We start from the raw sequence: 23,902 nt of genomic DNA, 5'->3' as shown, positions 1-23,902 counted from the left end.
ACCGGCGGGATGGGCTCAGGCGCCGAAGCGCTCGTCGTCCATCGCCATCAGCGGCGCGGCACCGGCCTGGATCGCGGCAGCATGGCTGAGCGTACGCGGCAGCACACGGGCGAAGTAGAAGCGCGCGGTTTCGCGCTTGCCCTGCGCGAATGCCGCGCCGTGCGCACTGGCGTCGGCGGCGGCGACACTGCGTGCCCACCAGTACGCCAGCACCACGTAGCCGGAATAGAACAGGTAGTCGTAGCTGGCCGCACCCAGCTCGTCCGGGTTGCCGGCGGCGCGCTGCAGCACGTCCATGGTCAGCTTGCCCCATTCGGCAGCCTTGGCGCGCAGTGGGCCGATGAACTCGGCCAGCGCTTCGTTGCCCTCGTGTTCCCTGGCGAAGGCCTCGATCTCGGCCAGCATCAGCTTGAGGCCGGCCCCCTGGCTGGAGGCGGTCTTGCGGCCGATCAGGTCCAGCGCCTGGATGCCGGTGGTGCCTTCATACAGCGTGGTGATGCGTGCATCGCGCGCCAGCTGCTCCATGCCGTGTTCGCGGATGTAGCCGTGGCCACCGAAGCACTGCAGGGCGTTGTAGGTGTTCTCGATGCCCCATTCGGTCTGGCAGGCCTTGGAGATCGGGGTCAGGAAGCTCACCAGGGTGTCGGCGCGCTCGCGCTCGGCAGCGTCGTCGGCGCGGTGGGCGATGTCGATCAGGGTGGCCGCGTGCAGGGCCAGCAGGCGGCTGCCTTCCACCAGTGACTTCACCGTCAGCAGCATGCGGCGCACGTCCGGATGGACCAGGATCGGGTCGGCCGGCCTGTCCGGGAACTTCGCGCCGCTCAGGGCGCGCGACTGCAGGCGCTCACGGCTGTACTTGAGCGCGTTCTGATAGGCGCGTTCGGACAGGCCGATGCCCTGCAGGCCGACGCCCAGGCGCGCAGTGTTCATCATGGTGAACATTGCCTGCAGGCCCTTGTGCGGCTGGCCGACCAGATAGCCCTGCGCGCCGTCGAAGTTCATCACGCAGGTGACCGAGCCCTTGATGCCCATCTTGTGCTCGATGGAGCCGCAGCGCAGCGCGTTGCGCTCGCCGACGTTGCCCTCGCGGTCGACCTTGAACTTCGGGGTGACGAACAGCGAGATTCCCTTTGCACCCGGAGGCGCGTCGGGCAGCTTGGCCAGCACCAGGTGCACGATGTTGCCGGTCAGGTCGTGCTCGCCGGCAGTGATGAAGATCTTGGTGCCGGTGATCGCGTAGCTGCCATCGGCGTTCGGCTCGGCCTTGGTCTTGAGCAGGCCCAGGTCGGTACCGCAGTGCGGTTCGGTCAGGCACATGGTGCCGGTCCAGCGGCCTTCGATCAGGGGCTTAAGGAAGGCGTCGTGCTGCCACGCTTCGCCGTGCTGCTTGAGCGCTTCAATGGCGCCGTGCGAGAGCAGCGGGAAATTGCCCCACGCCAGATTGGCAGCGTTGATCATTTCATTCAGCGGCACGCCCAGGGTGTGCGGCAGTCCCTGGCCGCCCAGCTCGGGTGCGGCGGTCAGGCCGGTCCAGCCGCCGTCGACGAACTGGTCATAGGCCTGCTTGAAGCCAGGCGGGGTGGTGACTTCGCCGGTGGCCTGGTCGAGCACGCAGCCGATTTCATCGCCCACGCTGTTGAGCGGGGCCAGCACGCTCGCGCTGAAACGGCCGGCTTCCTCCAGCACGGCATCGACCACGTCGGCGGTGGCGTCGGTGAAGCCCAGGCGGGCGAACAGCGGTTCGACCTTGAGCACGTCGTGCAGGGCGAAACGGAGGTCGGAAAGCGGGGCGGTGTAGCTGCTCATCGGATACGTCTCGATCAGGGACAGGGAGAACGGCGCGGTGCGCCGCGATGGAAAGCGGTGTTCAGCGCAGCACGCCCGGCAGGCCCGGCGCCTGGTTCAACGTGCTGCGGCTGCTGACGTCGAAGCTGCGCTGCTTCTTTTCCTGCGGCGTGGCTGTCACCGAACCTTTCAGGCCATAGGCCAGGGTGCGGTTGCCGGCCAGCGCATCGGCCACCACCAGGCGTGCGGCCGAGCTGGGCACCAGGTCGACCGTGATGACGTCGGCGGAGGTGCCGCCGATGGAGATGCCGGGACGGGCCTGCAGGGTGCCGGCTTCGCTGTCGCCGACGCTCAGCGCCAGGGACACATCGTCGAAGGTCATCGGCATCGAGCTGTAGTTCTGCAGGCGCAGCGCCACGGTCCAGTTGCCGTCGGCGCGGACGGTCAGCTGCTGCAGGCTGGCGGCCGGTTCCGAGACGCGCTTGACGATGCCGTCGCTGCAGGCGGCGAGGGCGAGGGTGCACAGGACGATCAAGACGGTACGGAAACGGTGCAACATGGGCGCAAGTCCTCTGAAGGGGGTGCGTTGGCGTAAGCATACTACGGCGTATGGTTCAGTGGATCGCCTGTGGCGACCCGCCGCAGAGGGTAGCGCGTGAAGATGGCGGCCGGGCACGCACAGCGCCGGAGCGGGCGCGTTGCGCGCAGCCGGAGGGCGGCTCAGTCGGCCGGTGCGTCGCGTATCGGCGCCATCAGGCGCAGCGGCGCCAGGTCGTAGCCCATCGCCTCGGCCTTGGCCTTCAGCTGTTCGAACCGTGCGCGGTCCATCTCCGGCAGGCGCGACAGGATCCACAGATACTTGCGGTCAGGGCCGCCGACCATCGCCCACTGGTAGTCCGGATCCAGCGCCAGCACCCAGTAATCGGCCCAGACCAGCGGCACCCAGCTCAGCCAGTCGGGGACGAAGCGCACCTGCAACTGGCCGGGATGTCCGGCCACGGGCCGGGCCACGCCTTCAGCCACCACGCGTTCGCCGTCGCCATTGCGGCAGGCATTGGTGACGCTGATGCGGCCATCGCGGCGCAGTGCATAGTGGGCGGTGATGTCGCCAACGCAGCGCTTCTGGAACGACACGGGCAGGTGGGCGATCTCGTGCCACTGGCCGGCATAGCGGTCGATGTCCAGCGCATCGACGGCGCGCACGGGTTCGCTGGCGGTCGCGGACAGCGACGCCAGCAGCAGGCAGGCGAACAGGGCAGGGCGCAGATGCATCGGCAGACTCCGGGCAGGACACTGGAGCGTAGGGGGCGTGCTGCGTGCCGGTGTGAATGTTTCGTCAACCGCCTGCATGGCGCGCCGGAAACAAAAAAAGACCCGCATTTCTGCAGGTCTTCAAGCATGGTGGCCGAGGACGGAATCGAACCGCCGACACGGGGATTTTCAATCCCCTGCTCTACCAACTGAGCTACTCGGCCAGATTGTGCGGCAGACCGCGATCGACAGCGGTGGCCGGAAAAAAAAGACCTGCATTTCTGCAGGCCTTCGAACGTGGTGGCCGAGGACGGAATCGAACCGCCGACACGGGGATTTTCAATCCCCTGCTCTACCAACTGAGCTACTCGGCCACGTGTTTCGTTGCAGCGACGTCGCTGCCAAGGACGCGCATATTACGGAGGTCGGCTGTCTTCGGCAAGCATTTTGGAAAAAAACCTTCACATTGCCGTCTGCGCGGGCGCAAGTGGTTGATCCTGCGTCGTGCCGAGGTGGCGGCGCAGGTCGATGGCGGACGAGGCGGGTGGTCGCGGCGGCTGCGAGGATCGTCGCCTGCAGCGGAAATCAGCGGGCCGCCCGCATCGGCAAACACGCAGGGGCAAGGCATGCGGCCGCGGTTGCATCAGGCAGGCGATGGAACGCTGTTTTCGCCGCCGCACGCGCCGATCGTCGCGGCGTATTGTCGCCCCTCCTGTCCAATTCTGTCCGCAGCAGAGTCCATCCCATGGCTGATCAACCGACCACCACCCGCATCGTGCTCGCCTCGCGGCCGCAGGGTGCGCCGATCGCTGCCAATTTCCGCCTGGAGCAGTCGCCGCTGCCGGCGCCGGCAGCAGGACAGGTGCTGCTGCGCAACCGCTATCTGTCGCTGGATCCGTATATGCGCGGGCGCATGGACGAGGGACCTTCCTATGCGCCTCCCGTTGCCGTGGGTGCGGTGATGGAAGGGCAGACCGTCGCCGAAGTGCTGCAGTCGAATGCGGCGGGAATCGCGGTGGGCGAGCTGTTCCTGGCGCCGGGTGGATGGCAGACCCATGCGGTGCTGGATGCGCAGGTGCTGGGGCGTCGGCTGGACCCGGCGGGCCTGCCGCTGAGCACGGCACTCGGCGTGTATGGCATGCCGGGATTCACCGCGTATTCCAGCCTGCATGAAATCGCCCGGCTGCAGCCGGGCGAGACGCTGGTGGTCGCCGCTGCGACCGGGCCGGTGGGGGCAACCGTCGCCCAGCTGGCCAAACTGCAGGGCGCCCGCGTGGTCGCCATTGCCGGCGGCGATGGCAAGCGTGCCTACCTGCAATCGCTTGGCGTGGATGTGGCGCTGGACCATCGCGCGGCTGATTTCGCCGCGCAGCTGCGCGCCGCCGTGCCGGACGGCATCGACGTCTACTTCGAGAATGTCGGCGGCCACGTACTCGACGCGGTGCTGCCACTGCTCAACGATTTCGCCCGCATTCCGGTCTGCGGCACCATCGCCACCTACAACGCGCGCGGCGTCGAGCATCCCGGGCCCGATCGCCTGCCGGCATTGTTCAGCCAGATCCTGCGGCAGCGGCTGACGGTTCGCGGCTTCATCGTGCACGACTTCAGCCACCTGTGGCCGCAGTTCGAGCGCGAGATGGCGCACTGGCTGCGGGAAGGGCGCATCCAGTACCGCGAGGACGTGGTCGAAGGGCTGCAGAGCGCACCGGATGCCTTCTTCGGGCTGCTGCAGGGGCGCAACTTCGGCAAGCTGGTGGTGAAGCTGGACTGAGCTCTCGCCGGTGTCCGCCGGGCATGGCCCGGCGCTGCCACGGCGCGAGCCGGCCACGGTCGGCATCCACCGGTCCTGATGCGGCGGCATCAGCCGTTGGCGGCTTTCTCCCGGCGCAGCAGTTCGCGCTTGCGGGCCACACCCCAGGCATAGCCGGACAGATCGCCATCGCGGCGCACCACGCGATGGCATGGCACTGCCACCGCCAGTGGATTGCTGGCGCAGGCACGCGCGACCGCGCGGCTGGAGCGCGGTGCGCCGATGCGCGCGGCAATGTCGGCATACGATGCGGTCTGCCCTTGGGGAATCTGCTGCAGCGCCTGCCAGACGCGCTGCTGGAAGGCTGTGCCGCGGATGTCCAGTGGCAGTGTCGCGCCACGTGCCGGATCCTCGACCAGGCCGACCACCTGCGCCACCCGTTGCTCGTAGCCACTGTCAGCGCCGACCAGCTCAGCCTGGCGGAAGCGTTGCTGCAACGACTGCAGCAGCGCTTCCGGATCGTCGCCGAGCAGGATCGCCACCACGCCGATGCTGCTGCTGGCCACCAGTACGCTGCCCAGCGAGCTTTCGGCGATGGCGAAATGGATCACCTCACCGCGTCCACCGCTGCGCCATTGCCGGGGCGTCATTCCCAGCAGGCGCGGAGCGTTCTCGTAGAAGCGGCCGCTGGAGCCGAAGCCGGCGTCGTGGAAAGCATCGGTGATGCGCGCCTGCTGTTGCAGTCCTGTGCGCAGCCGATCGGCGCGCAGGGCCGCCGCATACTGCTTCGGGGTCAGTCCGGTGGCCTGCTTGAACAGGCGATGCAGCCGGGTCGGGCTGCAGCCCGCCAGTTCGGCAAGCTCCTGCAGTGAGGGTTCGTCGAGACGGGCCTGCAGGTGGCGGCAGACGCGTTCGACGCGGGCATCGGTGGTTGCGATGGCAGTGTCCATGCGTCGATTCTGGCACGTGCCCCGCTGGCGGAAACTCCGTTTCCTGCACGCGCCGGCAGGGCCCGGAAACGGAGTGTCAACGGGGCAGGGGCGCGACATCGTAGGGTCCACTTCACTGCCTGGACCCCGAACATGCGTCTGCACGACAAGATCGCCCTCATCACCGGTGCCAGCGCCGGCATCGGCCGCGCCTGCGCGCTGCGTTTCGCCGCCGAAGGCGCAAGGCTGGTGCTCAACGCGCGGCAGCCGGAGCCGTTGCAGGCGCTGGCCGATCAGATCCGTGCTGCCGGCGGCGAGGCGGTGGTGCATGCCGCCGATGTCGCCGGGCCGGACACTGCACAGGTGCTGGTCGACCTGGCGCAGCGGGCCTTCGGAGGCCTGGACATCGCGATCAACAATGCCGGGATGCTGGGGCCGGGCGTGCCCGCTGCGGAGTTTCCGGTGGACGCCTGGAGGCAGGTGATGGCCACCAACCTCGATGCAGCCTTCCACGCCGCACGTGCGCAGTTGCCAGCCCTGCTGGCGCGGGGCGGCGGCTCGCTGGTGTTCGTCGGCACCATCGTCGGCCATACCGTCGGCTTGCCCGGCATGGCCGCCTACGCCTCGAGCAAGGCCGGGCTGATCGGCCTGAGCCAGGTGATCGCCGCCGAGTACGGCGTACGGGGCGTGCGTTGCAACGTGCTGCTGCCCGGCGGCACCGACACCGAGATGGGCCGGCAGGCTGCGCCAGACGAGGATGCGCTGGACTTCGTACGGTCGCTGCATGCGCTCAAGCGCCTGGCCGGGCCGGAAGAGATCGCCAACGCTGCGCTGTTCCTGGCCAGCGATGAAGGCAGCTTCGTGACCGGTAGTGCGATGCGCGTGGACGGCGGGATATCCACCAATCGCACCTGAGGGGACGGCCGGCGGCTGCACATGGCGTTCGCGCCGGACTGACCCGTCCGTTACCCGGCGACCTCTAGCGTGGCTCCAGCGCCGGCCTCCGCCGGCGGCGGAGCCACGCATGAGCAGACACGAAAAGGACACGCCCGATCCACGCCAGGGGGTGCAGGAAAGCCGCCAGGACCGGAAGCAGGACGACGTCGCCAAGCAGCGTCCGGGACAGCGCGACCAGCAGGTACGTGACACCCACTCGCGCAGTCCACGGCGCAAGGATGGTGGGCAGGAGCCTGCCTGACGCGTCATTGCTGCAAGCGCCCTCGGCCCGAGCCAGCGGCTGCCCGATGCTGGGTTTGTCGCCACCGGGCTCGGTCATGCGCAGGTCGCGCGTCTCATCGGCCCGGTAGCCCGGGGCGTGCAACGAAAAAGGCCGGACCCTGGGTGTCAGGAGTTCCGGCCTTTTTCATGCCCTGGTGGGCATGTGGATGGTGGAGCCAAGGAGGATCGAACTCCTGACCTCGTCATTGCGAACGACGCGCTCTCCCAGCTGAGCTATGGCCCCGTAGTGCGCTGTCATTGTATCGCTGGCGGTCGGCCTTGCCAAGCGACGCGCGGCCGTGGCCATAGGCGACTGTGCCGAGTCCGCCGGCTTTCGTGCGATTCCGTTGCGCGAAACGAAATCGTAACAATTTGGAGGATAATCCCCAGTCTGCGCAGCAGTTCCCTTTCTCGCCGCCCGGCCCGCGCAGGCCGCCCGGACGTCTCCTCAGAGCTTTCGATGCCTTCCCATACCGATTCCCGCCGTCTGTCGGGCATGTCGTCTTCCCTCGTTTCCTTCCGTCGCCATCCGCTCGCGCTGGCCTGCGCAGGCCTGGCGCTGGTCGGCAGCTTCGGCGCCGCGGCGCAGGACAGTGCGCCGACCCCCACCGGGCTGGATACCATCACCGTGACCGCCGAACACCGTGAGCAGAACCTGCAGGAGGTGCCGGTGTCGGTGGGCGTCGTGCAGGGCGAGCGCATGCGCGACTTCACCGCCGGCGGCGACGACACCCTGCTGGCGCTGTCCGGCCGCGTGCCGAGCCTGTATGCGGAAACCACCACCGGTCGTATCTTCCCGCGCTTCTACATCCGCGGGCTGGGCAACATCGATTTCTATCTGGGTGCTTCCCAGCCGGTGTCGATCATCCAGGATGACGTGGTGCTGGAGCACGTGGTGCTCAAGTCCAATCCGGTCTACGACGTGGACCAGGTGGAAGTACTGCGCGGCCCGCAGGGTTCGCTGTTCGGCCGCAACACCACGGCCGGCATCGTCAAGTTCGACACGCTCAAGCCGACGCAGGACTACACCGGCCGCGTCAGCGCCAGCTACGCCAGTTACAACAGCGTGTCGATCGATGGCGGCTTTGGCGGTCCGATCAACGATATCGCCTCGTTCCGCGTGTCGGCCCTGTACCAGCATCGCGACGACTATGTCGACAACACCTACAGCGGCCCGAGTGCGGATGGCACCGTCAGCCCGAAGAAGAACGCCATGGGCGGTTTCGATGACCGCAACGTCCGCGCCCAGCTGCTGCTGACGCCGAGCGAGCAGTTCTCGATCCTGGCCTCGGCACACGCGCGCGATTACGAAGGCACCTCGACCCTGTTCCTGCGCGGTGCGCTGACCAAGGGTTCCAACCGCACCGACGTGCCGCGCGACCAGGTCGCCTACGACGAAGCCGACAACAACCCGCAGGCCTACAAGACCTACGGTGGCTCGGTGAAGGCGCGCTACGACTTCGGCGCGATCGACTTCACTTCGATCACCGCGTATGAAACCACCTCCGGTTACAGCCGTGGCGATACCGATGGCGGTGCTGCGGTGAACTACCCGGTCAACGGCGTGCCCAACGGCTACGGCCAGTCGATGGGCCGGATCCGCGACCTGGACCAGTGGACCCAGGAATTCCGTCTGGCCAGCCATGACGACAGCGCGTTGCAGTGGCAGGCCGGCGCGTTCTATTTCAACGGCAGCGACACCACCGACTTCTACCAGCGTGCCTGGTTCCTGCAGGGCGCTGCGCGCAATCCGAACAACTGGGTACGCCTGCGCAACAAGAACACCTCCTGGGCCGGTTTCGGCCAGCTCAGCTACGCCTTCACCGACAGGTTCACGGTGACCGCCGGCCTGCGCCAGACCCGCGACGAGAAGCACACCCGGCTGCTGAAGACCGCCGACACCGCTGCCGGGGTGGTGACCTACAAGGGCCGCACCGACGTCAGGATGTCCGATACCACGCCCAGCTGGGACCTGAGTGCGATGTACCAGATCACGCCGGACGTCAGCGTCTATGCGAAGGTGGCGCGCGGTTTCCGCGGGCCGACCATCCAGGGCCGTTCGGCCGTGTTCAATGCCGACTTCACCACCGCCGACTCGGAGACCATCCTGTCCTGGGAGGCCGGCGTGAAGAGCAGCCTGTGGGACAACCGCCTGCGCCTGAACGCCACCGCGTTCACCTACACCGTCAACGATATCCAGCTCAACGGCAACGATTCGGACGGCAACGGCGTGCTGTTCAACGCAGACAAGGCCAAGGCGTATGGTTTCGAAGCGGACATGGAACTGCGTCCGGTTCCCAACCTGACCCTGAGCGCCGGTGTCAGCCTGCTGCACAGCGAAATCAAGGACAAGCGCGTGTACGCGCAGGTCTGCGGCCTGAATGGCCAGGTGGTGTGCACGGTGGATGATCCGACCATCAAGGTGGGTGCGAACACCTTCGCGCAGATCGACGGCAACCCGTTGCCGAACGCACCGAAGTACAACGTCAACCTGGCCGCACGCTACGATTTCCCGGTCAGCGACGCGGCCACGATGTTCGTGTCCACCGACTGGAACAAGCAGGGCTATACCAGCTTCGTGCTGTATGACAGCAAGGAGTTCAACTCCAAGGGGGACTTCGAGGGCGGCCTGAAGATCGGTTACTCCGGCAACTACGGCGCCTATGAAGTCGCGCTGTTCGCACGCAACATCACCAACGAGAAGAATCTCAAGGGCGTGATCGAGAACTACATGGCCGCGGTGTACAACGAGCCGCGTACCGTGGGTGTGTCGCTGAACATGAACTGGTAATCGAACGGTTGCGGGAAGGGGCGGCCCGGTGATCCTGGCCGCCCCTTCCCGTTGCTGCAGCGGGTTGTCAGCGCACCGGCAACAATGGCTGCAGGCGCGATTCCAGCGCCTGCTGGCGCCATCCGGCCAGCGCCGACGGCCACTGGCGGTGCTCCAGGTAGCTTTCCAGGTGCTTGCGCGAGGCCAGTACGCCGTCCGCCAGGCCCAGCTCGCGGCTGCATTCGGCCACGGCGTCCTGCATTTTCTTCAGCGTCTTCTTGCTGCTGTCGGTGGGCTGGGTGGCCAGCGGCGCGTCCTGCTCATCGGCCAGCGGAGTGTCCAGGGCCTGCCACACGGCGGCTGTCAGCTTGCGCGGCGCCTTCGGGAACGGCTCGAACAGCTTGGCGAGCGCGTCGACATCGGCCGGTGGCGAGCGCGCCAGCAGGGCGGCAAGTTCGTTGTCCAGGATCCAGCTGCGCGGCCGGTCGCTCTGGCGTGCCTGCACATCGCGCCAGCGCAGCAGGCGCAGCAGGCGTCGCTGTGCCTCGGCATCGAGGAACTGGGCCGAGCGCATGGACAGGTGCGGCCAGCGGTCCTCATCGTTGGCGACGCTGGCCAACAGGCGTTCAGCGTCGTCGTGCAGCCACTGCTGGCGTCCCATCGCCTGCAGTCTCGCGTCGATCGCGTCATGCAGCGCGAACAGGTGCTCGACGTCATCGGCGGCATACTGCAGCTGCGACTCGGAGAGCGGGCGGCGCATCCAGTCCGAGCGGGTCTCGCCCTTGGCCAGGGTCACGCCGGTGATCTCCTGCACCAGCTTCTGGTAGCCCATGCCGGCACCGATGCCGGCCAGCGCCGCGCCGATCTGGGTATCGAACAGCGGTCGTGGCAGCACGCCGCAGGTCCATTTGAAGGCCACCAGATCCTCGCTGGCGCTGTGCATCACCTTGATGATCGACGTATCGGTCAGCCAGGGGGCCAGTGCTTCGGGCATGCCGGGAATCAGCGGATCGATCAGCAGGATGTCCTCGCCGACCGCCATCTGCACCAGCGCCAGTTGCGGCCAGAAGGTGCGTTCACGGATGAATTCGGTGTCCAGACCGATGCGGGTGGGACGCTGCTGGTAGTACGCATCCAGCTCGGCGGGGGTGGTGATCCAGATTGCCACGGGTCAGGGCCTGCTACTCGGGTTTGCTCAGGCAGGGGAGAATAGCCTAACGTCGGTCCGCGTCCGTGCCGAAGGAGGCTCTGCTTGCGTTTTCCGCTGTCGTCCGCGCTGTGCGCCAGCCTGGCCCTGGCTCTGGTCGCCTGCACCCCGTCACCGCCGACACCGGCAGGCAAGGCCGGCGAGGGATCCGGCCAGGCGGCATCGCCGCCGGCGCCGGAGGATCGGCCGGCGGTGCAGGGCAGCGTGACCATCGCCGGTCAGGATGCCGCCGAAGACGTGCAGCAGTGGACGCCGCCCCGTGTCGATCGGGAGGGGCGCAGCCTGGCGCAGCTGCGCAGGGCCGCCGAGCAGGCGTTTGCCCAGGATCGGCTGTACGAGGATGGCGATGCCGCCATCCCGCTGTGGCTGGCGGTGCAGGAGGAGGTGCCTGACGACCGCCAGGCCCGTGCTGGTCTGCAGCGTGCCCGCCAGCGCCTGCTGCAGCAGACCGATGCCTTGCTGGTGCGGCCGCTGCAGCAGCGCGAGGCGCTGGCCGAAGCGGGACGCCAGGCGCTGGTGTTGCTGACCCTGGCCCCTGACGATGAAAAGGTGCGTGCCCTGCAGGCGCGGGTGGAGATCGCGCAACGCGTGGTGGCCTACAACCGGGCCGGCGAGGAGGACCTGCGCGCGGACCGGATCGGCGAGGACGGTGACGGCGCGATCGGCAGTTTCCGCGAGGCGTTGGCGCTTGACGAGGGCAACCGCCGCGCACGCCAGGGCCTTGCTGCGGCGGAGAGCGGCCTGATCCGGCGTGCCGAGGAGGCCGCCCGCCGCCGTGACTTCGCCAGTGCCGGCACCTGGCTGGCCGAAGCCAGCAAGGTCCGTGATTCCTCTCCGACCATCGCCGACGCCTTCGAGCGCATCGAGCAGATCCGGGCCAACACCCTGGCGCAGCTGCGCGACGAGGGCCTGCGCGACCTGGCGACGCCGCAGGGCCTGAAACCTGCACGCGAGAAGCTGGCCGAAGCACTGCGCATCGCGCTGCCCGGCGACGCGGTCGTGGCGCAGCTGCGCGAGCGCATCGATCTGGCAACCCATTACGGCAGCTTCCGTCCCGGCCAGGTGTTCAGCGACGCGATGCGCGATGGCGGGCGTGGCCCGCAGATGGTGGTGGTGCCGCATGGCGGCTTCCAGATGGGCGCAGGGGATGCCGAGCCCGGCGCCACCGATGCCGAGCGCCCTTCGCATTACGTGCGGTTTGACCGCGGTTTCGCGATGGCCATCACCGAGGTGACCGTCAGCGATTTCGAGCGCTACGTCAAAGCCACCAATGCCCGCCCACGCGCGACCCGCCGCGGTCATTCGGTGGTCTATGACGAGCGCAGCGGCAACTTCATCCGCCGCAGCGGTGTCGACTGGCGCTCGGATTACGACGGCGCGCGCGCGCTGGGCAACGCGCCTGTGATGCATGTGAGCGTGCGCGACGCGGAAAACTATGCCGCGTGGCTGTCCGAGCAGACCGGCTACAGCTACCGGCTGCCCAGCGAGGCCGAGTTCGAGTATGCGCTGCGCGCCGGCAGCAGCGGCCGTTATCCCTGGGGGGATACAGGCACGCCCCCGCCGGGCAGCGGCAACTTCACCGGCAGCAAGGATGTCTCGCCGTCTGGCCGGCATTGGCACAACGCGTTCATCGGCTATGGCGATGGCTGGTGGGGCCCTGCGCCGGTGGCGAACTTCCGGGCCAACGCGTTCGGCCTGCACGACATGGCCGGCAATCTCAGCGAATGGGTGGCCGACTGCTGGCATTCCAGCTACCGGCGTGCGCCCTCCGACGGCGTGGCCTGGTTCAACCCGGGTTGCCGGGCGCGGGTGATCCGCGGAGGCAACTGGGCGAACTCTCCCGAGCAGACCCGGGCGGCCTGGCGGCAGTCGCAGGACTCGGACACCACCAACGCCCGCATCGGGTTCCGCCTGGTACGCGGCATCTGAGCGGCCGGCTTCACCCGGCGCGGGCTCCGGCACACTAAGATTGCGCCGTGCCCGCCGGCCGGCGGGGCCAGCCGGAAGACCACCGCATGCGCAACGACCCATTTTCCCGCTCGCCGCAGGGCCCGCAGCGGCGTGGCCTGTTCGGCAACATCCGCTGGTGGGTACTGCTGCTGGCGGCGGGTTACGCGGCCTTTTACTGGTTTTCGAACCGGACGGTCGATCCCTATACCGGCGAGAAGGTCATGATCGACAGCAGCCTGGATGCCCAGCAGGAAACCGCGCTGGGCCTGCAGGCCTACCAGCAGATCCTGGCGCAGGAGCGGCCACTGGACCCGAATGCGCAGATCTCGCGTGACGTGCGTGCGATTGCCGAGCGGTTGATCGCCAAGGTCGATGTGGTGGAGACCGCATTGGCGCGGGAGCATGGCGTGGAGCCGGCCCATTTCGCGCGCAGCTTCCAGTGGGAGGTGAACGTGATCCCCTCCGAGCAGGCCAACGCCTTCTGCCTGCCGGGCGGGAAGATGGCGGTCTATACCGGTCTGGTGCCGGTGGCGCGGACCAAGGATGCGATGGCGGTGGTGATGGGGCATGAGATCGCCCATGCGCTGCTGCGCCATGGAGCGCAGCGCATGGCACAGCAGAAGCTGACCCAGATCGGGCAGATGGCCGGGGCTGCCAGTGGCATGGATGCGCAGCAGCAGCAGATGGTGATGTCGGCGATGGGTTATGGCTATCTGCTGCCCTACGCACGCAGCCACGAGACCCAGGCCGATGAGGTGGGGCTGATGCTGGCTGCGGCTGCCTGTTTCGATCCGCGCGAAGCGGTGCCGCTGTGGCAGCGGATGGGCCAGGCCAGTGGTGGTCAGTCGCAGCCGGAGTTTGCCTCCACCCATCCCAACCCGGGAACCCGGATCCAGAATCTGCAGGCTCTGATGCCGAAGGCGCTGGAGTACCGGAAGCAGTTCTGCGAGGCGGCCAGGTAGGAAGGCGCACGCCGGGCTGCGCCTTGGCCCCCGCTTACCTGACCGAGGTGACCTGCACGTCGATGACGCCGTCGCCCACGCGTGCCTGCAGTGCGTCGCCGGGCTGGACCTGTTCAACCTGTCGTACCAGTGCACCATCATCGGCACGGGTCACGATGCTGTAACCGCGTGCCACCGTGGCCAATGGACTGACCGCCTCCAGGGACCGGGCCAGGCCGCGCAGGCGCAGCGCATCGCGTTGCAGCAGCCGCTGCATCGCTGCATGGGGGCGTCCGCGCAGGGCCGACAGGCGACGCTGCATCGCGTCCAGCTGGCGCTGCGGATGATGGCCACGCAGCACCGCGGCAGCATGGCGCAGGCGCGCGGCACGGCGCTCCTGCTGCTGGTTGAACGCCGCGTGCAGCCGCCGGCCCAGCTCCAGCTGACGGCGCCGCAACAGGTCCAGCCGGGCCTGTGGACTCTGCGCATTCAATCGCAACAGCGCACGGTCGGCGCGCTGCATGGCCTGTCCTACCGCGTGGCGCTGCAGCTGTGCCAGCCGCGCGGCATTGCGGCGCAGGCGCAGGGCCAGGTCACGCTGGTCGGGGACCAGCAGCTCGGCCGCCACCGAAGGTGTCGGCGCGCGCAGGTCGGCGGCAAAATCACTCAGGCTGAAGTCGGTCTCGTGGCCGACGGCCGACACGACCGGCGTATCGCTGGCGGCGATCGCGCGCGCCAGCGCTTCGTCGTTGAACGCCCATAGATCTTCCAGTGAACCGCCGCCGCGGGTCAGCAGGATCACGTCGTAGCGACCACTGGCATCGGCTGCCTGCAGCAGGCGGGTGATCTGCGCGGCGGCGCTGGAGCCCTGCACCAGGGTCGGCAGCAGGTCCACCTCCAGCAGCGGGAAACGACGGCCCAGTACGCTCAGCACATCGCGCACGGCGGCGCCGGTCGGCGAGGTGATCACCGCCAGCCGCCGCACATGCGCGGGCAGCGCCCGCTTGCGTGCAGGATCGAACAGGCCTTCGGCGTCCAAGCGCGCCTTCAGCTCCTCGAACGCCCGCCGCAGCGCGCCTTCACCGGCTTCCTCCATGTGGTCGAGCACCATCTGGTACTCGCCGCGTGCGTCGTACAGGGTCACCCGGCCACGCACCAGCACGCGCATGCCCTCGCGCGGTACGAACTTCAGGTACTGCGCCTTCATCCGGAACATCGCCGCACGCAGCTGTGCCCGTGCGTCCTTCAGGGTGAAGTACAGGTGCCCGGACGCAGGGCGGGCCACACTCCCCAGTTCGGCTTCGACCCAGATCGCCGGGAAGCTGCCTTCCAGCAGGTCGCGCGCCAGCGTGTTGAGCTGGCTGGGAGTGAGAATGTCGGTGTTGCGTGGCTGCATGGGTACGGCGCGCTGCGGGTGGAGCGGGCACTCAGGATCGCACGTTGGCGCGCGCCGGGCACGCCCGGCTCAGGTCGTGCGGTGCTGTGCCAGCGCCCACTGCACGTGCTCGCGCACCAGCGGCGAGGGATCATCGATGCGGGTCTGCAGTGCGGCCAGGGTCTGCGGTGCTGTCGGCGCGTTGCCCAGTGCCACGGCGATGTTGCGCAGCCAGCGCTCATGGCCGCTGCGACGGATCGGGCTGCCCTCGGTGCGGCGCAGGAATTCCGCCTCGTCCCAGGCGAACAGCTGATCCAGGCGCGCGGTGTCCAGGTTGTTGCGTGCGCGGAAATCGGCTTCATCGGTGCGCTTGGCAAACTTGTTCCACGGGCAGACCAGCTGGCAGTCGTCGCAGCCGTAGATGCGATTGCCGATCAGCGGGCGCATGTCCTCGGGGATCGCGCCGTCATGCTCGATGGTCAGATAGGAAATGCAGCGGCGCGCATCCAGCCGCTGCGGGCTGGTGATGGCGCGCGTGGGGCAGATGTCGATGCAGCGCGTGCAGGTGCCGCAGTGCGCAGTGGCGGGCGCGTCGACCGGCAACGGCAGGTCGATGTAGATCTCGCCGATGAAGAACCATGATCCTCCTTGGCGATCGATCAGGCAGGTGTGCTTGCCGATCCAGCCGAGCCCGGCGTTGCGGGCCAGGGCCCGTTCCAGCACCGGTGCCGAATCGACGAAAACGCGGTAGCCCAGTGGCGCGACTTCATCGTTGATCCGCGCAGCGAGCTTCTGCAGGCGGTTGCGCATCAGCTTGTGGTAGTCGCGCCCCAGCGCGTAGCGCGCTACGTAGGCGCGGCCGGGATCGGCCAGGGTCGCCCAGGCTTCGGTATCGTCGCGGTGGCTGTAGTCCATGCCCACGGAAATGACCCGCACCGTGCCCGGCAGCAGTTCCGCCGGGCGTGCGCGCAGCGTGCCGTGGCGTGCCATCCAGTCCATGGTCCCGTACAGGCCCTGGCCCAGCCAGTCGGCCAGGTGTGCCTCGTCCTCGCCCAGCTCGATGCCGGCAATGCCGCAGCGCTGGAAACCGTGTGCACGGGCCAGTTCGCGGATGCGCTGCACGGCCTGGACCGGGTCGGCTGGGGCAGGGGCGGGGACGGAGGACATGCGCACCAGTATAAAATCCCGGCATGCCCGATCTCTCTCTTCTGTTCGACACCGCTGCTGCGCGCGCGCTGGACGCCCGCGCGTCGGCGCTTGCCGGTGATGGTGGCTGGAGCCTGATGGCGCAGGCTGGCCTGGCGGGCTGGCAGTGCCTGCTGCAGCAATGGCCGGATGCCCGCAGTCTGTATGTGGTGGCTGGCGCCGGTAACAACGGCGGCGATGGCTACGTACTGGCGACCCATGCGCTGCAGGCGGGCCGCCAGGTGCAGGTGATCACCCTGCCGGGCAGGCTGCCCGCCACGCCGCTGGCGCAGCAGGCGGCGGCGGCATTCGCTGCCGCCGGCGGCAGCAGCATCGAATTCGACGGCCAGCTGCCGGTCGCCGACGTCGGCGTGGATGCGCTGTTCGGTCTCGGCCTGGATCGGGCCCCGGCCGGCATGGCGAAGGCGCTGATCGAAGCACTCAACGCCTCTCCGGCGCCGGTGCTGGCACTGGATGTACCCAGCGGTGTCGATGCCGATCAGGGCGGCGTTCCCGGCGTTGCGGTGCGCGCGGCGGTCACCCTGCAGTTCATTGTCTGCCACCGGGGCCTGTACACCGGCGACGCGCTGGATCATGTCGGCCAGCGTCGGCTGGCGCCGTTGGACCTGCCGGAGGCGGCGCGGGAAGGCATCGCGGCCAGCGCGGAACGCTGGGTCGGCGACCGTCTGCGGGCGCTGCTGCCGCCGCGCCGGGCCAATACCCACAAGGGCGAGTCCGGGCATGTGCTGTGTGTGGGCGGCAACCGCGGCAGTGGCGGCGCAGCGGTGATGGCGGCCGAGGCCGCACTGCGTGCCGGTGCCGGACTGCTCAGTGTCGGCACCCGTCGTGAGCATGTGGGGGCGATGCTTGCGCGCCTGCCCGAGGCGATGGCGCATGCGCTGGAAGATGGCGCGGCGTTGCCTGCGCTGCTGGACCGCGCACGGGTCGTTGCGATCGGGCCGGGCCTTGGCCAGGACGACTGGGCGCGTGCGCTGCATGCCAGCGTGCTCGCCTGCGGGCGTCCGCTGGTGATCGACGCCGATGCCCTGAATCTGCTGGCGCAGAACCCGCACGCGGTGCCTGATGCCATCCTGACGCCGCATCCGGGAGAGGCTGCACGCCTGCTGGGCTGCAGTACCGCCGAGGTGCAGGCCGATCGCTTCGGCAGCGCGCAGGCGCTGGCCGAGCGCTATCACGCCACGGTGGTGCTGAAGGGTGCCGGCAGTGTAGTCGCGGCACCTGCGCGGCTGCCGCGGCTGATCGCGGCCGGCAATCCGGGCATGGCGGTCGGTGGCATGGGAGATCTGCTGACCGGCGTCATTGCTGGACTGCGCGCGCAGGGATTGGACGCATTCGATGCCGCAGCAGGCGGCGCCCTGCTGCACGCGCTTGCCGGCGACGCCGCTGCCATCGACGGCGCGCGTGGTCTGCTTCCCACCGACCTGCTGGCGCCCCTGCGGCGGCTGGCCAATCCGGAACGCTCCCCATGAACGAATTCTTCCTTGCCGACAGCGATGCCACCGAACGTCTCGGGCAGTGGCTGGCGGCCACGCGACCGCCGCAGGCGTTGATCGAGCTGCGCGGCGACCTCGGCGCCGGCAAATCCACCACCGCGCGTGCGCTGCTGCGTGCGCTGGGCGTGCAGGGTGCGATCCGCAGCCCGACCTACACCCTGGTCGAGCGCTATCCGCTGGCCAGTGGCGGCGAGGCGTGGCATCTGGACCTGTACCGCATCGGCCAGGCCGGGGAACTGGATTTCCTGGGCCTGGACGAGGGCAGTGCGGTGCTGTGGCTGGTCGAGTGGCCGGAACGGGGGGCGGGCGCATTGCCGCCGACGGACCTGGTCGTGGCGCTGGAGATCGAGGGCCAGGGGCGCCGGGCGCGTCTCAGTGGGCTCAGCGACGCTGGCCGGGAATGGCTGCAGCGGCTGGCCGAAGGTGGAGACTTGCGGCCTGTTTCTGTCGCCTGACGAGAACAAAGATCGGCAGGTTACGGATTATTAAGGAAAAAGGTATTGCATTCCGTTCAGCGCGGTGATTGAATCCTGAGCCATGCGCCTGGGGAACCGTCTCATCGCCATCTGTGCCGCCGTCGGACTGGGTCTGGCGAGCCTCAGTGCGTGGGCGGGTGAAGTCCGTCAGGTACAGCTGAATACAGGCTCCACCGGCACCCGCGCGGAAATCTCGCTGGTCGGCAGTGGCGGCTACAAGACGCTGTCACTGGCCAACCCGAACCGGCTGGTGGTCGATTTCCCGGATTCCACTGCCGTGCGCAACCTGAAGATGCCGGCTGCGCAGGGCGTGGTGACGGCAGTGCGCACCGGACAACCGGTTCCGGGCACCTTCCGTGTTGTTTTCGATCTTGCGGAATCCGTGGCGCCGTTCCGCCCGCAGATGCAGCGCGAAGGAGAGGCGTCAAAGCTGGTGATCGAATGGCCGGGTGACAGCCCGGGCGTGGCCGCTGCGGCGCCGGCGCCGGCGCCGGCTCCGGCTCCGGTTGCCACGACCACGCAGACGACGGCACCCAGCATGCAGACGCGCAGCGACGCCGCCCGCGCTACCGCGTTGTTGACCGCGCAGGTGCAGCAGCAGGCCAGTGCCACGGCTGCCGCCCCGGCCGCGCCCACGCCGGCGCCGTCCACCGCGCCCGTGCAGGTGGCCGCTGCGGGCACCAGCGCCAGCAGCACCCCGCCGGCATCGTCGCCCGCGGCGATCCTGGCCGGCCAGCGCACCGCTGCGGTGGTGAGCAATCCGCCAGCCCCGGCACCGGTACCGGCATCGCCGCCGCCCGAACCGCCGCGTCCGGCGATGCCCAGCGACGCTTCGCGCATCCGTATGCAGCCTGGCATGCGGCACCTGGTGGTGGCGATTGATCCCGGCCACGGCGGACAGGATCCGGGCGCGATCGGACCCACCGGCAAGCGCGAGAAAGACGTTACCCTGGCGGTGGCGCGTGAGCTGGCCCGTCAGGTCAATGCCACGCCGGGCCTGAAAGCCTATCTGACCCGCGACAGCGACGTGTTCATCCCGCTGCCGATGCGCGCACAGAAGGCCCGCGCGAACAAGGCTGACATCTTCATCTCGATTCATGCGGACGCCGCCGAGAACCGCTCGGCGACCGGTTCATCGGTGTACGTGCTGTCCACCAAGGGTGCCTCGTCGCAGCGTGCGCGCTGGCTGGCGGACAAGGAAAACGCCGCCGATCTGGTCGGTGGTGTGCGCCTGCAGCAGACTGAAGGCACGCTGGCCAACGTTCTGCTCGATCTGGCGCAGAGCGGTTACATGAAAGCGTCCGAAGATGCGGCCGGCCACGTACTGGGTGGACTGAAGCGGATCGGCAACAACCACAAGCCAAACATCGAGCGGGCCAACTTCGCGGTGCTGCGCACCTCGGACATGCCGGCGATGCTGGTGGAAACCGCCTTCATCTCCAATCCGGACGAGGAGCGCCGCCTGATCGACCCGGGCTACCAGCGCAAGATCGCCGGTGCGGTGCTCGATGGCGTGCACACGTTCTTCAGCCGGCAGCCGCCGCCGGGGACGCTCTACGCGGCCCGCGCACAGGCCGAGATCGACGCGGCTGCCACCATGGCCGGCGGCAGCAAGTAGGCCGCACCCTGTTGGACCGGCCATGCCTGGGGCGTGGCGCATCATCGGCATCGCACAGGTGATCCGGCTCGACTCTCCACGCGGTACCTCCGCTATCATCGGCGCATGAAGTCTGCTGCCTACCTTGCCCCATGAGCGCGCCCGGCCCGCGCCCGATCCGGCCCTTGCCGGACATCCTGATCAACCAGATCGCCGCCGGCGAGGTGGTCGAGCGCCCCGCGTCAGTGGTCAAGGAACTGGTCGAGAATGCGATCGATGCCGGCGCCAGCCGTGTCGACATCGACCTGGAAGAAGGTGGCGTGCGCCTGATCCGCATCCGCGACAACGGCAGTGGCATCGCAGCGGAGCAGCTGCCATTGGCCGTCTCGCGGCATGCCACCAGCAAGATCGCCAACCTGGACGATCTGGAGTCGGTGGCCACGCTCGGGTTCCGCGGCGAAGCGCTGCCATCGATCGCGTCGGTCAGTCGTTTCACCCTGGCGTCGCGCCGCGCAGATGACGAGCACGGTTCCGCGCTGCAGATCGATGGCGGCAAGATCGGCGAGGTCACGCCGCGCGCGCACGCACCGGGTACCACGGTGGAAGTGCGCGAGCTGTTCTACAACGTGCCCGCGCGACGCAAGTTCCTGCGCGCCGAGCGCACCGAACTGGGGCACATCGAAGAATGGCTGCGCTCGCTGGCGCTGGCGCGGCCGGACGTCGAGCTGCGGGTCTCGCACAATGGCAAGGCATCACGCCGCTACAAGCCGGGTGACCTGTATTCGGACGCGCGCCTGTCCGAGACACTGGGCGATGATTTCGCGCTGCAGGCGGTGCGCGTGGACCACAGCGGCGCGGGCCTGCGCCTGCACGGCTGGATCGCGCAGCCGCATTATTCGCGGGCCAGTACCGACCAGCAGTACCTGTACGTCAACGGCCGTTCGGTGCGCGACCGCAGCGTTGCCCATGCGGTGAAGATGGCCTACGGCGATGTGCTGTTCCATGGCCGGCAGCCGGCCTACGTGCTGTTCCTGGAACTCGACCCCACGCGCGTTGACGTCAACGTGCATCCGGCCAAGCACGAAGTGCGTTTCCGTGATGCGCGGCTGGTCCATGATTTCGTCTACCGCACGCTGAAGGACGCGCTGGCCGATACCCGAGCCGGCGTGTCGGCGCAGGAGATCGGTGCAGGTGCCGGGCAGGCAGCGGACGCCGGGGCAGCAGCGGCGGCATCGACCGTGGGCGCGTCCGGATTCGGTCTGGTCCGTGGTCCTGCTCCGGGGGCGGGCGGCGGTGGCGGATATCAGGGATGGCGCCAGCAGCAGCCGCTGGGCCTGCAGGTTGCCGATGCGCCGGCCGCCTACGCTGCGCTCTATGCCACGCCTGCTGCAGGCGAAGGCGGCACCGCGCAGCCTGCGATGCCGAGCGGAAACGGCCTGCCGGACACCCGTGCAGACGCGGGCGTGCCGCCCCTGGGGTATGCGATCGCGCAGCTGCATGGCATCTACATCCTGGCCGAGAATGCCGAAGGCCTGATCGTGGTCGACATGCACGCGGCGCACGAACGCATCGGCTACGAGCGGCTGAAGAACGCGCACGATGGTATCGGCCTGCAGTCGCAGCCGTTGCTCGTGCCGATCACGCTGGCGGTGGGCGAACGCGAAGCGGATACCGCAGAGAGCGAGGCCGCGACGCTGGCCTCGCTTGGTTTCGAGGTGACGCGGGCCGGCCCGGGCTCGCTGCATGTGCGCAGCATTCCCGCGCTGCTGGCCCACGCCGAGCCGGAGGGGTTGCTGCGCGATGTGCTGACCGACCTGCGTGAGCACGGCCAGAGCCGCCGCGTAGCGAGCGCGCGCGATGAACTGCTGTCGACCATGGCCTGCCATGGCGCTGTGCGAGCCAATCGCCGGCTGACGGTGCCGGAAATGAACGCCCTGCTGCGCGACATGGAGATCACCGAGCGATCCGGCCAGTGCAACCACGGCCGGCCGACCTGGGCCCGTTTTTCGCTGGCGGAGATCGACCGCTGGTTCCTGCGCGGACGTTGAGGGGAGCATCGATGGCGTATCGGGGAATGGGCGGCCTGCTGGCTGTCTTGTTGCTGGCAGCCTGCAGCCCGGCGCCGCCGCCGGCGCCTGCGGTGGTGGAAGATCCGGCATACGCCGCCGCGCAGCAGCAATGGCGCGTGGCGCGTTATCAGGACCTGACACGGCCTGATGGCTGGACGGCGCTGGTCGGTCTGCACTGGCTGCAGAACAGCTCGCACTTCGTTGGCAGCGGTGCCACCAATGGCATCCGCCTGGCAGTGGGGCCGGACAAGCTCGGCCTGCTGCGGCGCGAGGGCCGGCAATGGTGGTTCACGCCGGAAGCCGGGGCGGAGCTCACTCACAATGGCCAGCCGGTGAAGGGGCGCATCCGCATGGATACCGACAAGGATCCGCAGCCTACCCTGCTTGCCTTCGACGGTGGCAAGGGCCAGCTCAGCCTGATCCGGCGTGGTCCGCGCGATGCGCTGAGGGTCAAGCATGCCGACGCGCCTGCACGCCGGGATTTCGCCGGCCTGCAGTACTGGCCGGGAGGTCCCGACTGGCAGGTGCAGGCGCGCTTCGTTGCGCACGCACCGGGCAAGACCTTGCCGATCGTCGACATCACCGGACTGACCACCGACATGCCCAATGCCGGTGCCGTCGAGTTCGAGCGTGATGGCCGGACCTGGCGGCTGGAGGCGATCGGTGCCCCCGGCGAGCCCCTGTTCCTGATTTTCGCGGACCGCACCAGCGGCCGCGGCAGCTATCCCGCTGGCCGCTATCTGGATACCGGCGCCCCCGGCGCCGATGGCCGCGTGCTTATCGATTTCAACCACGCCTACAACCCGCCCTGCGCGTTCACGCCCTACGCGACCTGTCCGTTGGCACCGCCGGAGAACCGGCTGGACCTTCGCGTGGACGCGGGCGAAAAGGCCTACCACCTGCCTGAAGGAGAAGGCTGACATGCTGATCAGACACCTGTTACACGCCGCCCTGTTGCTGCTGGCCTGCGCGGTGGCGCCACTGGCGCAGGCCCGCAATGCGCCGGCCGCTGAAGGTGCGTCGGTCAAGCCGCCGGTACCGCTGCTGTGGAAGGTCACCGGCCCCGGCGATTCACGGCTGTATCTGCTGGGCTCGTTCCATCTGTTGAAGCCGCAGGACTATCCGCTGTCGGCCGACGTGGAGCAGGCCTTCGGGGCCTCGCAGCGCGTGTTGTTCGAACTCTCACCGGAAGACATGCAGTCGCCGCAGCTGGCCAGCCGCATGGTGCAGGCCGCCGTGCGCACCGACGGCAGCGAACTGAAGCGTGATCTCGATGCAGCGACCTGGCAGAAGCTGCAGGCCTTCGCCACCGCGAACAAGCTGCCGCTGGCGCAGATGCAGGGCATGAAACCCTGGTTTGTCGGTCTGAGCATTTCAGTGGGGCAGATGCAGAAGATGGGCCTGGACCCGGCCCTCGGTCTGGACCGTCACTTCATGGAGCGCGCACAGGCGACCGGGCGCAGCACCGGTGGTCTGGAGGACATCGATACGCAGATCGGCATGCTTGATGGGATGTCGGTGCAGGAGCAGCGGCAGATGCTGTCCGAAGCCCTCGATCAGGCCGACAAGGGTGATGAACAGGCGCGCATGCTGCACGACGCATGGCGCCGCGGTGACGAGCGCCTGCTGTGGACGAAAATGGCTGCCGAGATGCGCCAGCAGTATCCGCAGCTGTATCAGCGCATCAATACCGGCCGCAATGATGCCTGGGTGCCGAAGCTGGTGCCCTATCTGCAGGCGGGGCAGGGTGGCACGCTGGTGGTGGTTGGCACGCTGCATCTGCTCGGCAGCGATGGCGTGGTCGAGAAGCTCAGGGCGAAGGGCTACAAGGTCGAGCGCGTCTGCACGGCGTGCAAGGCGAAGCGCTGACGTCTGCCTGCGGATG

At 68.4% G+C, this 23,902-nt stretch carries 19 protein-coding genes and 3 tRNA genes; 12 read left to right on the top strand and 10 right to left on the bottom strand.

The features are described from left to right. Nucleotides 1-15: 15 nt before the first annotated feature. The 5 genes from N8888_RS12905 to N8888_RS12885 all read right to left on the bottom strand — a co-directional run bounded on the left by N8888_RS12905 (nt 16) and on the right by N8888_RS12885 (nt 3,410). Nucleotides 16-1,806, bottom strand: a complete 1,791-nt coding sequence (locus N8888_RS12905; protein ID WP_053518703.1) for an acyl-CoA dehydrogenase C-terminal domain-containing protein — start codon at nt 1,804-1,806, stop codon at nt 16-18. Nucleotides 1,807-1,867: 61 nt separating this feature from the next. Further along, nucleotides 1,868-2,344, bottom strand: coding sequence for an LEA/WHy family protein (locus N8888_RS12900; RefSeq protein ID WP_065181910.1), 477 nt, complete (start codon nt 2,342-2,344; stop codon nt 1,868-1,870). 161 nt (nt 2,345-2,505) lie between these two features. Further along, complete coding sequence (locus N8888_RS12895) at nt 2,506-3,057, bottom strand: lipocalin family protein (protein WP_053518705.1); 552 nt, start codon at nt 3,055-3,057, stop codon at nt 2,506-2,508. 127 nt (nt 3,058-3,184) lie between these two features. After that, nucleotides 3,185-3,260 (bottom strand) — tRNA-Phe (locus N8888_RS12890). 74 nt (nt 3,261-3,334) lie between these two features. Further along, nucleotides 3,335-3,410: transfer RNA gene (locus tag N8888_RS12885), tRNA-Phe, on the bottom strand. Nucleotides 3,411-3,781: 371 nt separating this feature from the next. Between N8888_RS12885 and N8888_RS12880 the strand changes: the two genes are divergently transcribed. Then, entirely contained in the window at nt 3,782-4,807 is a 1,026-nt protein-coding gene (locus N8888_RS12880) for an NADPH-dependent curcumin/dihydrocurcumin reductase (protein WP_263175136.1), read from the top strand. A gap of 89 nt (nt 4,808-4,896) precedes the next feature. Here the strand turns inward: N8888_RS12880 and N8888_RS12875 are convergent, their stop codons facing one another. Beyond that, nucleotides 4,897-5,736 (bottom strand): bifunctional transcriptional activator/DNA repair enzyme AdaA, encoded by an 840-nt coding sequence (locus tag N8888_RS12875; protein ID WP_253119465.1) that lies wholly within the window; start codon nt 5,734-5,736, stop codon nt 4,897-4,899. A gap of 132 nt (nt 5,737-5,868) precedes the next feature. Between N8888_RS12875 and N8888_RS12870 the strand changes: the two genes are divergently transcribed. Together N8888_RS12870 and N8888_RS12865 are read left to right on the top strand one after the other, a co-directional pair. Further along, the gene (locus tag N8888_RS12870) at nt 5,869-6,630 is read left to right on the top strand and encodes an SDR family oxidoreductase (RefSeq protein WP_263175135.1); all 762 of its coding nucleotides are present in this window, start codon (nt 5,869-5,871) and stop codon (nt 6,628-6,630) included. 109 nt (nt 6,631-6,739) lie between these two features. Further along, a complete protein-coding gene (locus N8888_RS12865; RefSeq protein WP_164972374.1) occupies nt 6,740-6,913 on the top strand; it encodes a hypothetical protein in 174 nt (57 codons plus the stop codon). Between the two features lie 188 nt (nt 6,914-7,101). Here the strand turns inward: N8888_RS12865 and N8888_RS12860 are convergent. Next, nucleotides 7,102-7,177, bottom strand: a tRNA-Ala gene (locus N8888_RS12860). Nucleotides 7,178-7,429: 252 nt separating this feature from the next. Between N8888_RS12860 and N8888_RS12855 the strand changes: the two genes are divergently transcribed. Continuing rightward, complete coding sequence (locus N8888_RS12855) at nt 7,430-9,724, top strand: TonB-dependent receptor (RefSeq protein WP_315974026.1); 2,295 nt, start codon at nt 7,430-7,432, stop codon at nt 9,722-9,724. Between the two features lie 67 nt (nt 9,725-9,791). Here N8888_RS12855 and rnd read toward each other — a convergent pair whose 3' ends face one another. Then, nucleotides 9,792-10,871, bottom strand: a complete 1,080-nt coding sequence (rnd, locus tag N8888_RS12850; RefSeq protein WP_053520336.1) for a ribonuclease D — start codon at nt 10,869-10,871, stop codon at nt 9,792-9,794. A gap of 84 nt (nt 10,872-10,955) precedes the next feature. Between rnd and N8888_RS12845 the strand changes: the two genes are divergently transcribed. Both N8888_RS12845 and N8888_RS12840 read left to right on the top strand, forming a co-directional pair. After that, entirely contained in the window at nt 10,956-12,839 is a 1,884-nt protein-coding gene (locus tag N8888_RS12845) for a formylglycine-generating enzyme family protein (protein WP_193396128.1), read from the top strand. Between the two features lie 86 nt (nt 12,840-12,925). Next, a complete protein-coding gene (locus N8888_RS12840; protein ID WP_263175131.1) occupies nt 12,926-13,822 on the top strand; it encodes a M48 family metallopeptidase in 897 nt (298 codons plus the stop codon). A 34-nt stretch (nt 13,823-13,856) separates the two neighbouring features. On the opposite strand, the gene xseA is transcribed toward N8888_RS12840, so the two are convergent. Both xseA and queG read right to left on the bottom strand, forming a co-directional pair. Next, nucleotides 13,857-15,197 (bottom strand): exodeoxyribonuclease VII large subunit, encoded by a 1,341-nt coding sequence (gene xseA, locus N8888_RS12835; protein ID WP_263175130.1) that lies wholly within the window; start codon nt 15,195-15,197, stop codon nt 13,857-13,859. 69 nt (nt 15,198-15,266) lie between these two features. Then, nucleotides 15,267-16,343: a tRNA epoxyqueuosine(34) reductase QueG gene (gene queG, locus N8888_RS12830; protein ID WP_164150595.1), complete on the bottom strand. Its 1,077-nt coding sequence runs from the start codon at nt 16,341-16,343 to the stop codon at nt 15,267-15,269. Nucleotides 16,344-16,366: 23 nt separating this feature from the next. On the opposite strand from queG, the gene N8888_RS12825 reads away from it, so the two are divergent. The 6 genes from N8888_RS12825 (at nt 16,367) to N8888_RS12800 (ending at nt 23,886) form a co-directional block, all read left to right on the top strand. Beyond that, nucleotides 16,367-17,851 carry an NAD(P)H-hydrate dehydratase gene (locus N8888_RS12825; RefSeq protein ID WP_263175129.1) on the top strand — a complete coding sequence of 495 codons (1,485 nt, stop codon included), beginning with the start codon at nt 16,367-16,369 and terminating at the stop codon, nt 17,849-17,851. Next, the gene (gene tsaE, locus N8888_RS12820) at nt 17,848-18,330 is read left to right on the top strand and encodes a tRNA (adenosine(37)-N6)-threonylcarbamoyltransferase complex ATPase subunit type 1 TsaE (protein ID WP_111186443.1); all 483 of its coding nucleotides are present in this window, start codon (nt 17,848-17,850) and stop codon (nt 18,328-18,330) included. The genes N8888_RS12825 and tsaE overlap by 4 nt, the downstream gene beginning before the upstream one ends. Nucleotides 18,331-18,412: 82 nt before the next feature. Beyond that, the gene (locus tag N8888_RS12815; protein WP_263175126.1) at nt 18,413-19,969 is read left to right on the top strand and encodes an N-acetylmuramoyl-L-alanine amidase; all 1,557 of its coding nucleotides are present in this window, start codon (nt 18,413-18,415) and stop codon (nt 19,967-19,969) included. 131 nt (nt 19,970-20,100) lie between these two features. Further along, nucleotides 20,101-21,996, top strand: a complete 1,896-nt coding sequence (gene mutL, locus N8888_RS12810) for a DNA mismatch repair endonuclease MutL (RefSeq protein ID WP_263175124.1) — start codon at nt 20,101-20,103, stop codon at nt 21,994-21,996. Between the two features lie 11 nt (nt 21,997-22,007). Further along, nucleotides 22,008-22,937 carry a DUF1684 domain-containing protein gene (locus tag N8888_RS12805; protein ID WP_193396133.1) on the top strand — a complete coding sequence of 310 codons (930 nt, stop codon included), beginning with the start codon at nt 22,008-22,010 and terminating at the stop codon, nt 22,935-22,937. 1 nt (nt 22,938) lies between these two features. Further along, nucleotides 22,939-23,886, top strand: a complete 948-nt coding sequence (locus N8888_RS12800) for a TraB/GumN family protein (RefSeq protein ID WP_193396134.1) — start codon at nt 22,939-22,941, stop codon at nt 23,884-23,886. Nucleotides 23,887-23,902 lie beyond the last annotated feature (16 nt).

Origin of the sequence: Stenotrophomonas maltophilia (assembly GCF_025642255.1) — a bacterium.
Lineage (GTDB): Bacteria > Pseudomonadota > Gammaproteobacteria > Xanthomonadales > Xanthomonadaceae > Stenotrophomonas > Stenotrophomonas maltophilia_P.
This window is presented reverse-complemented; position numbering and strand designations above follow the sequence as displayed.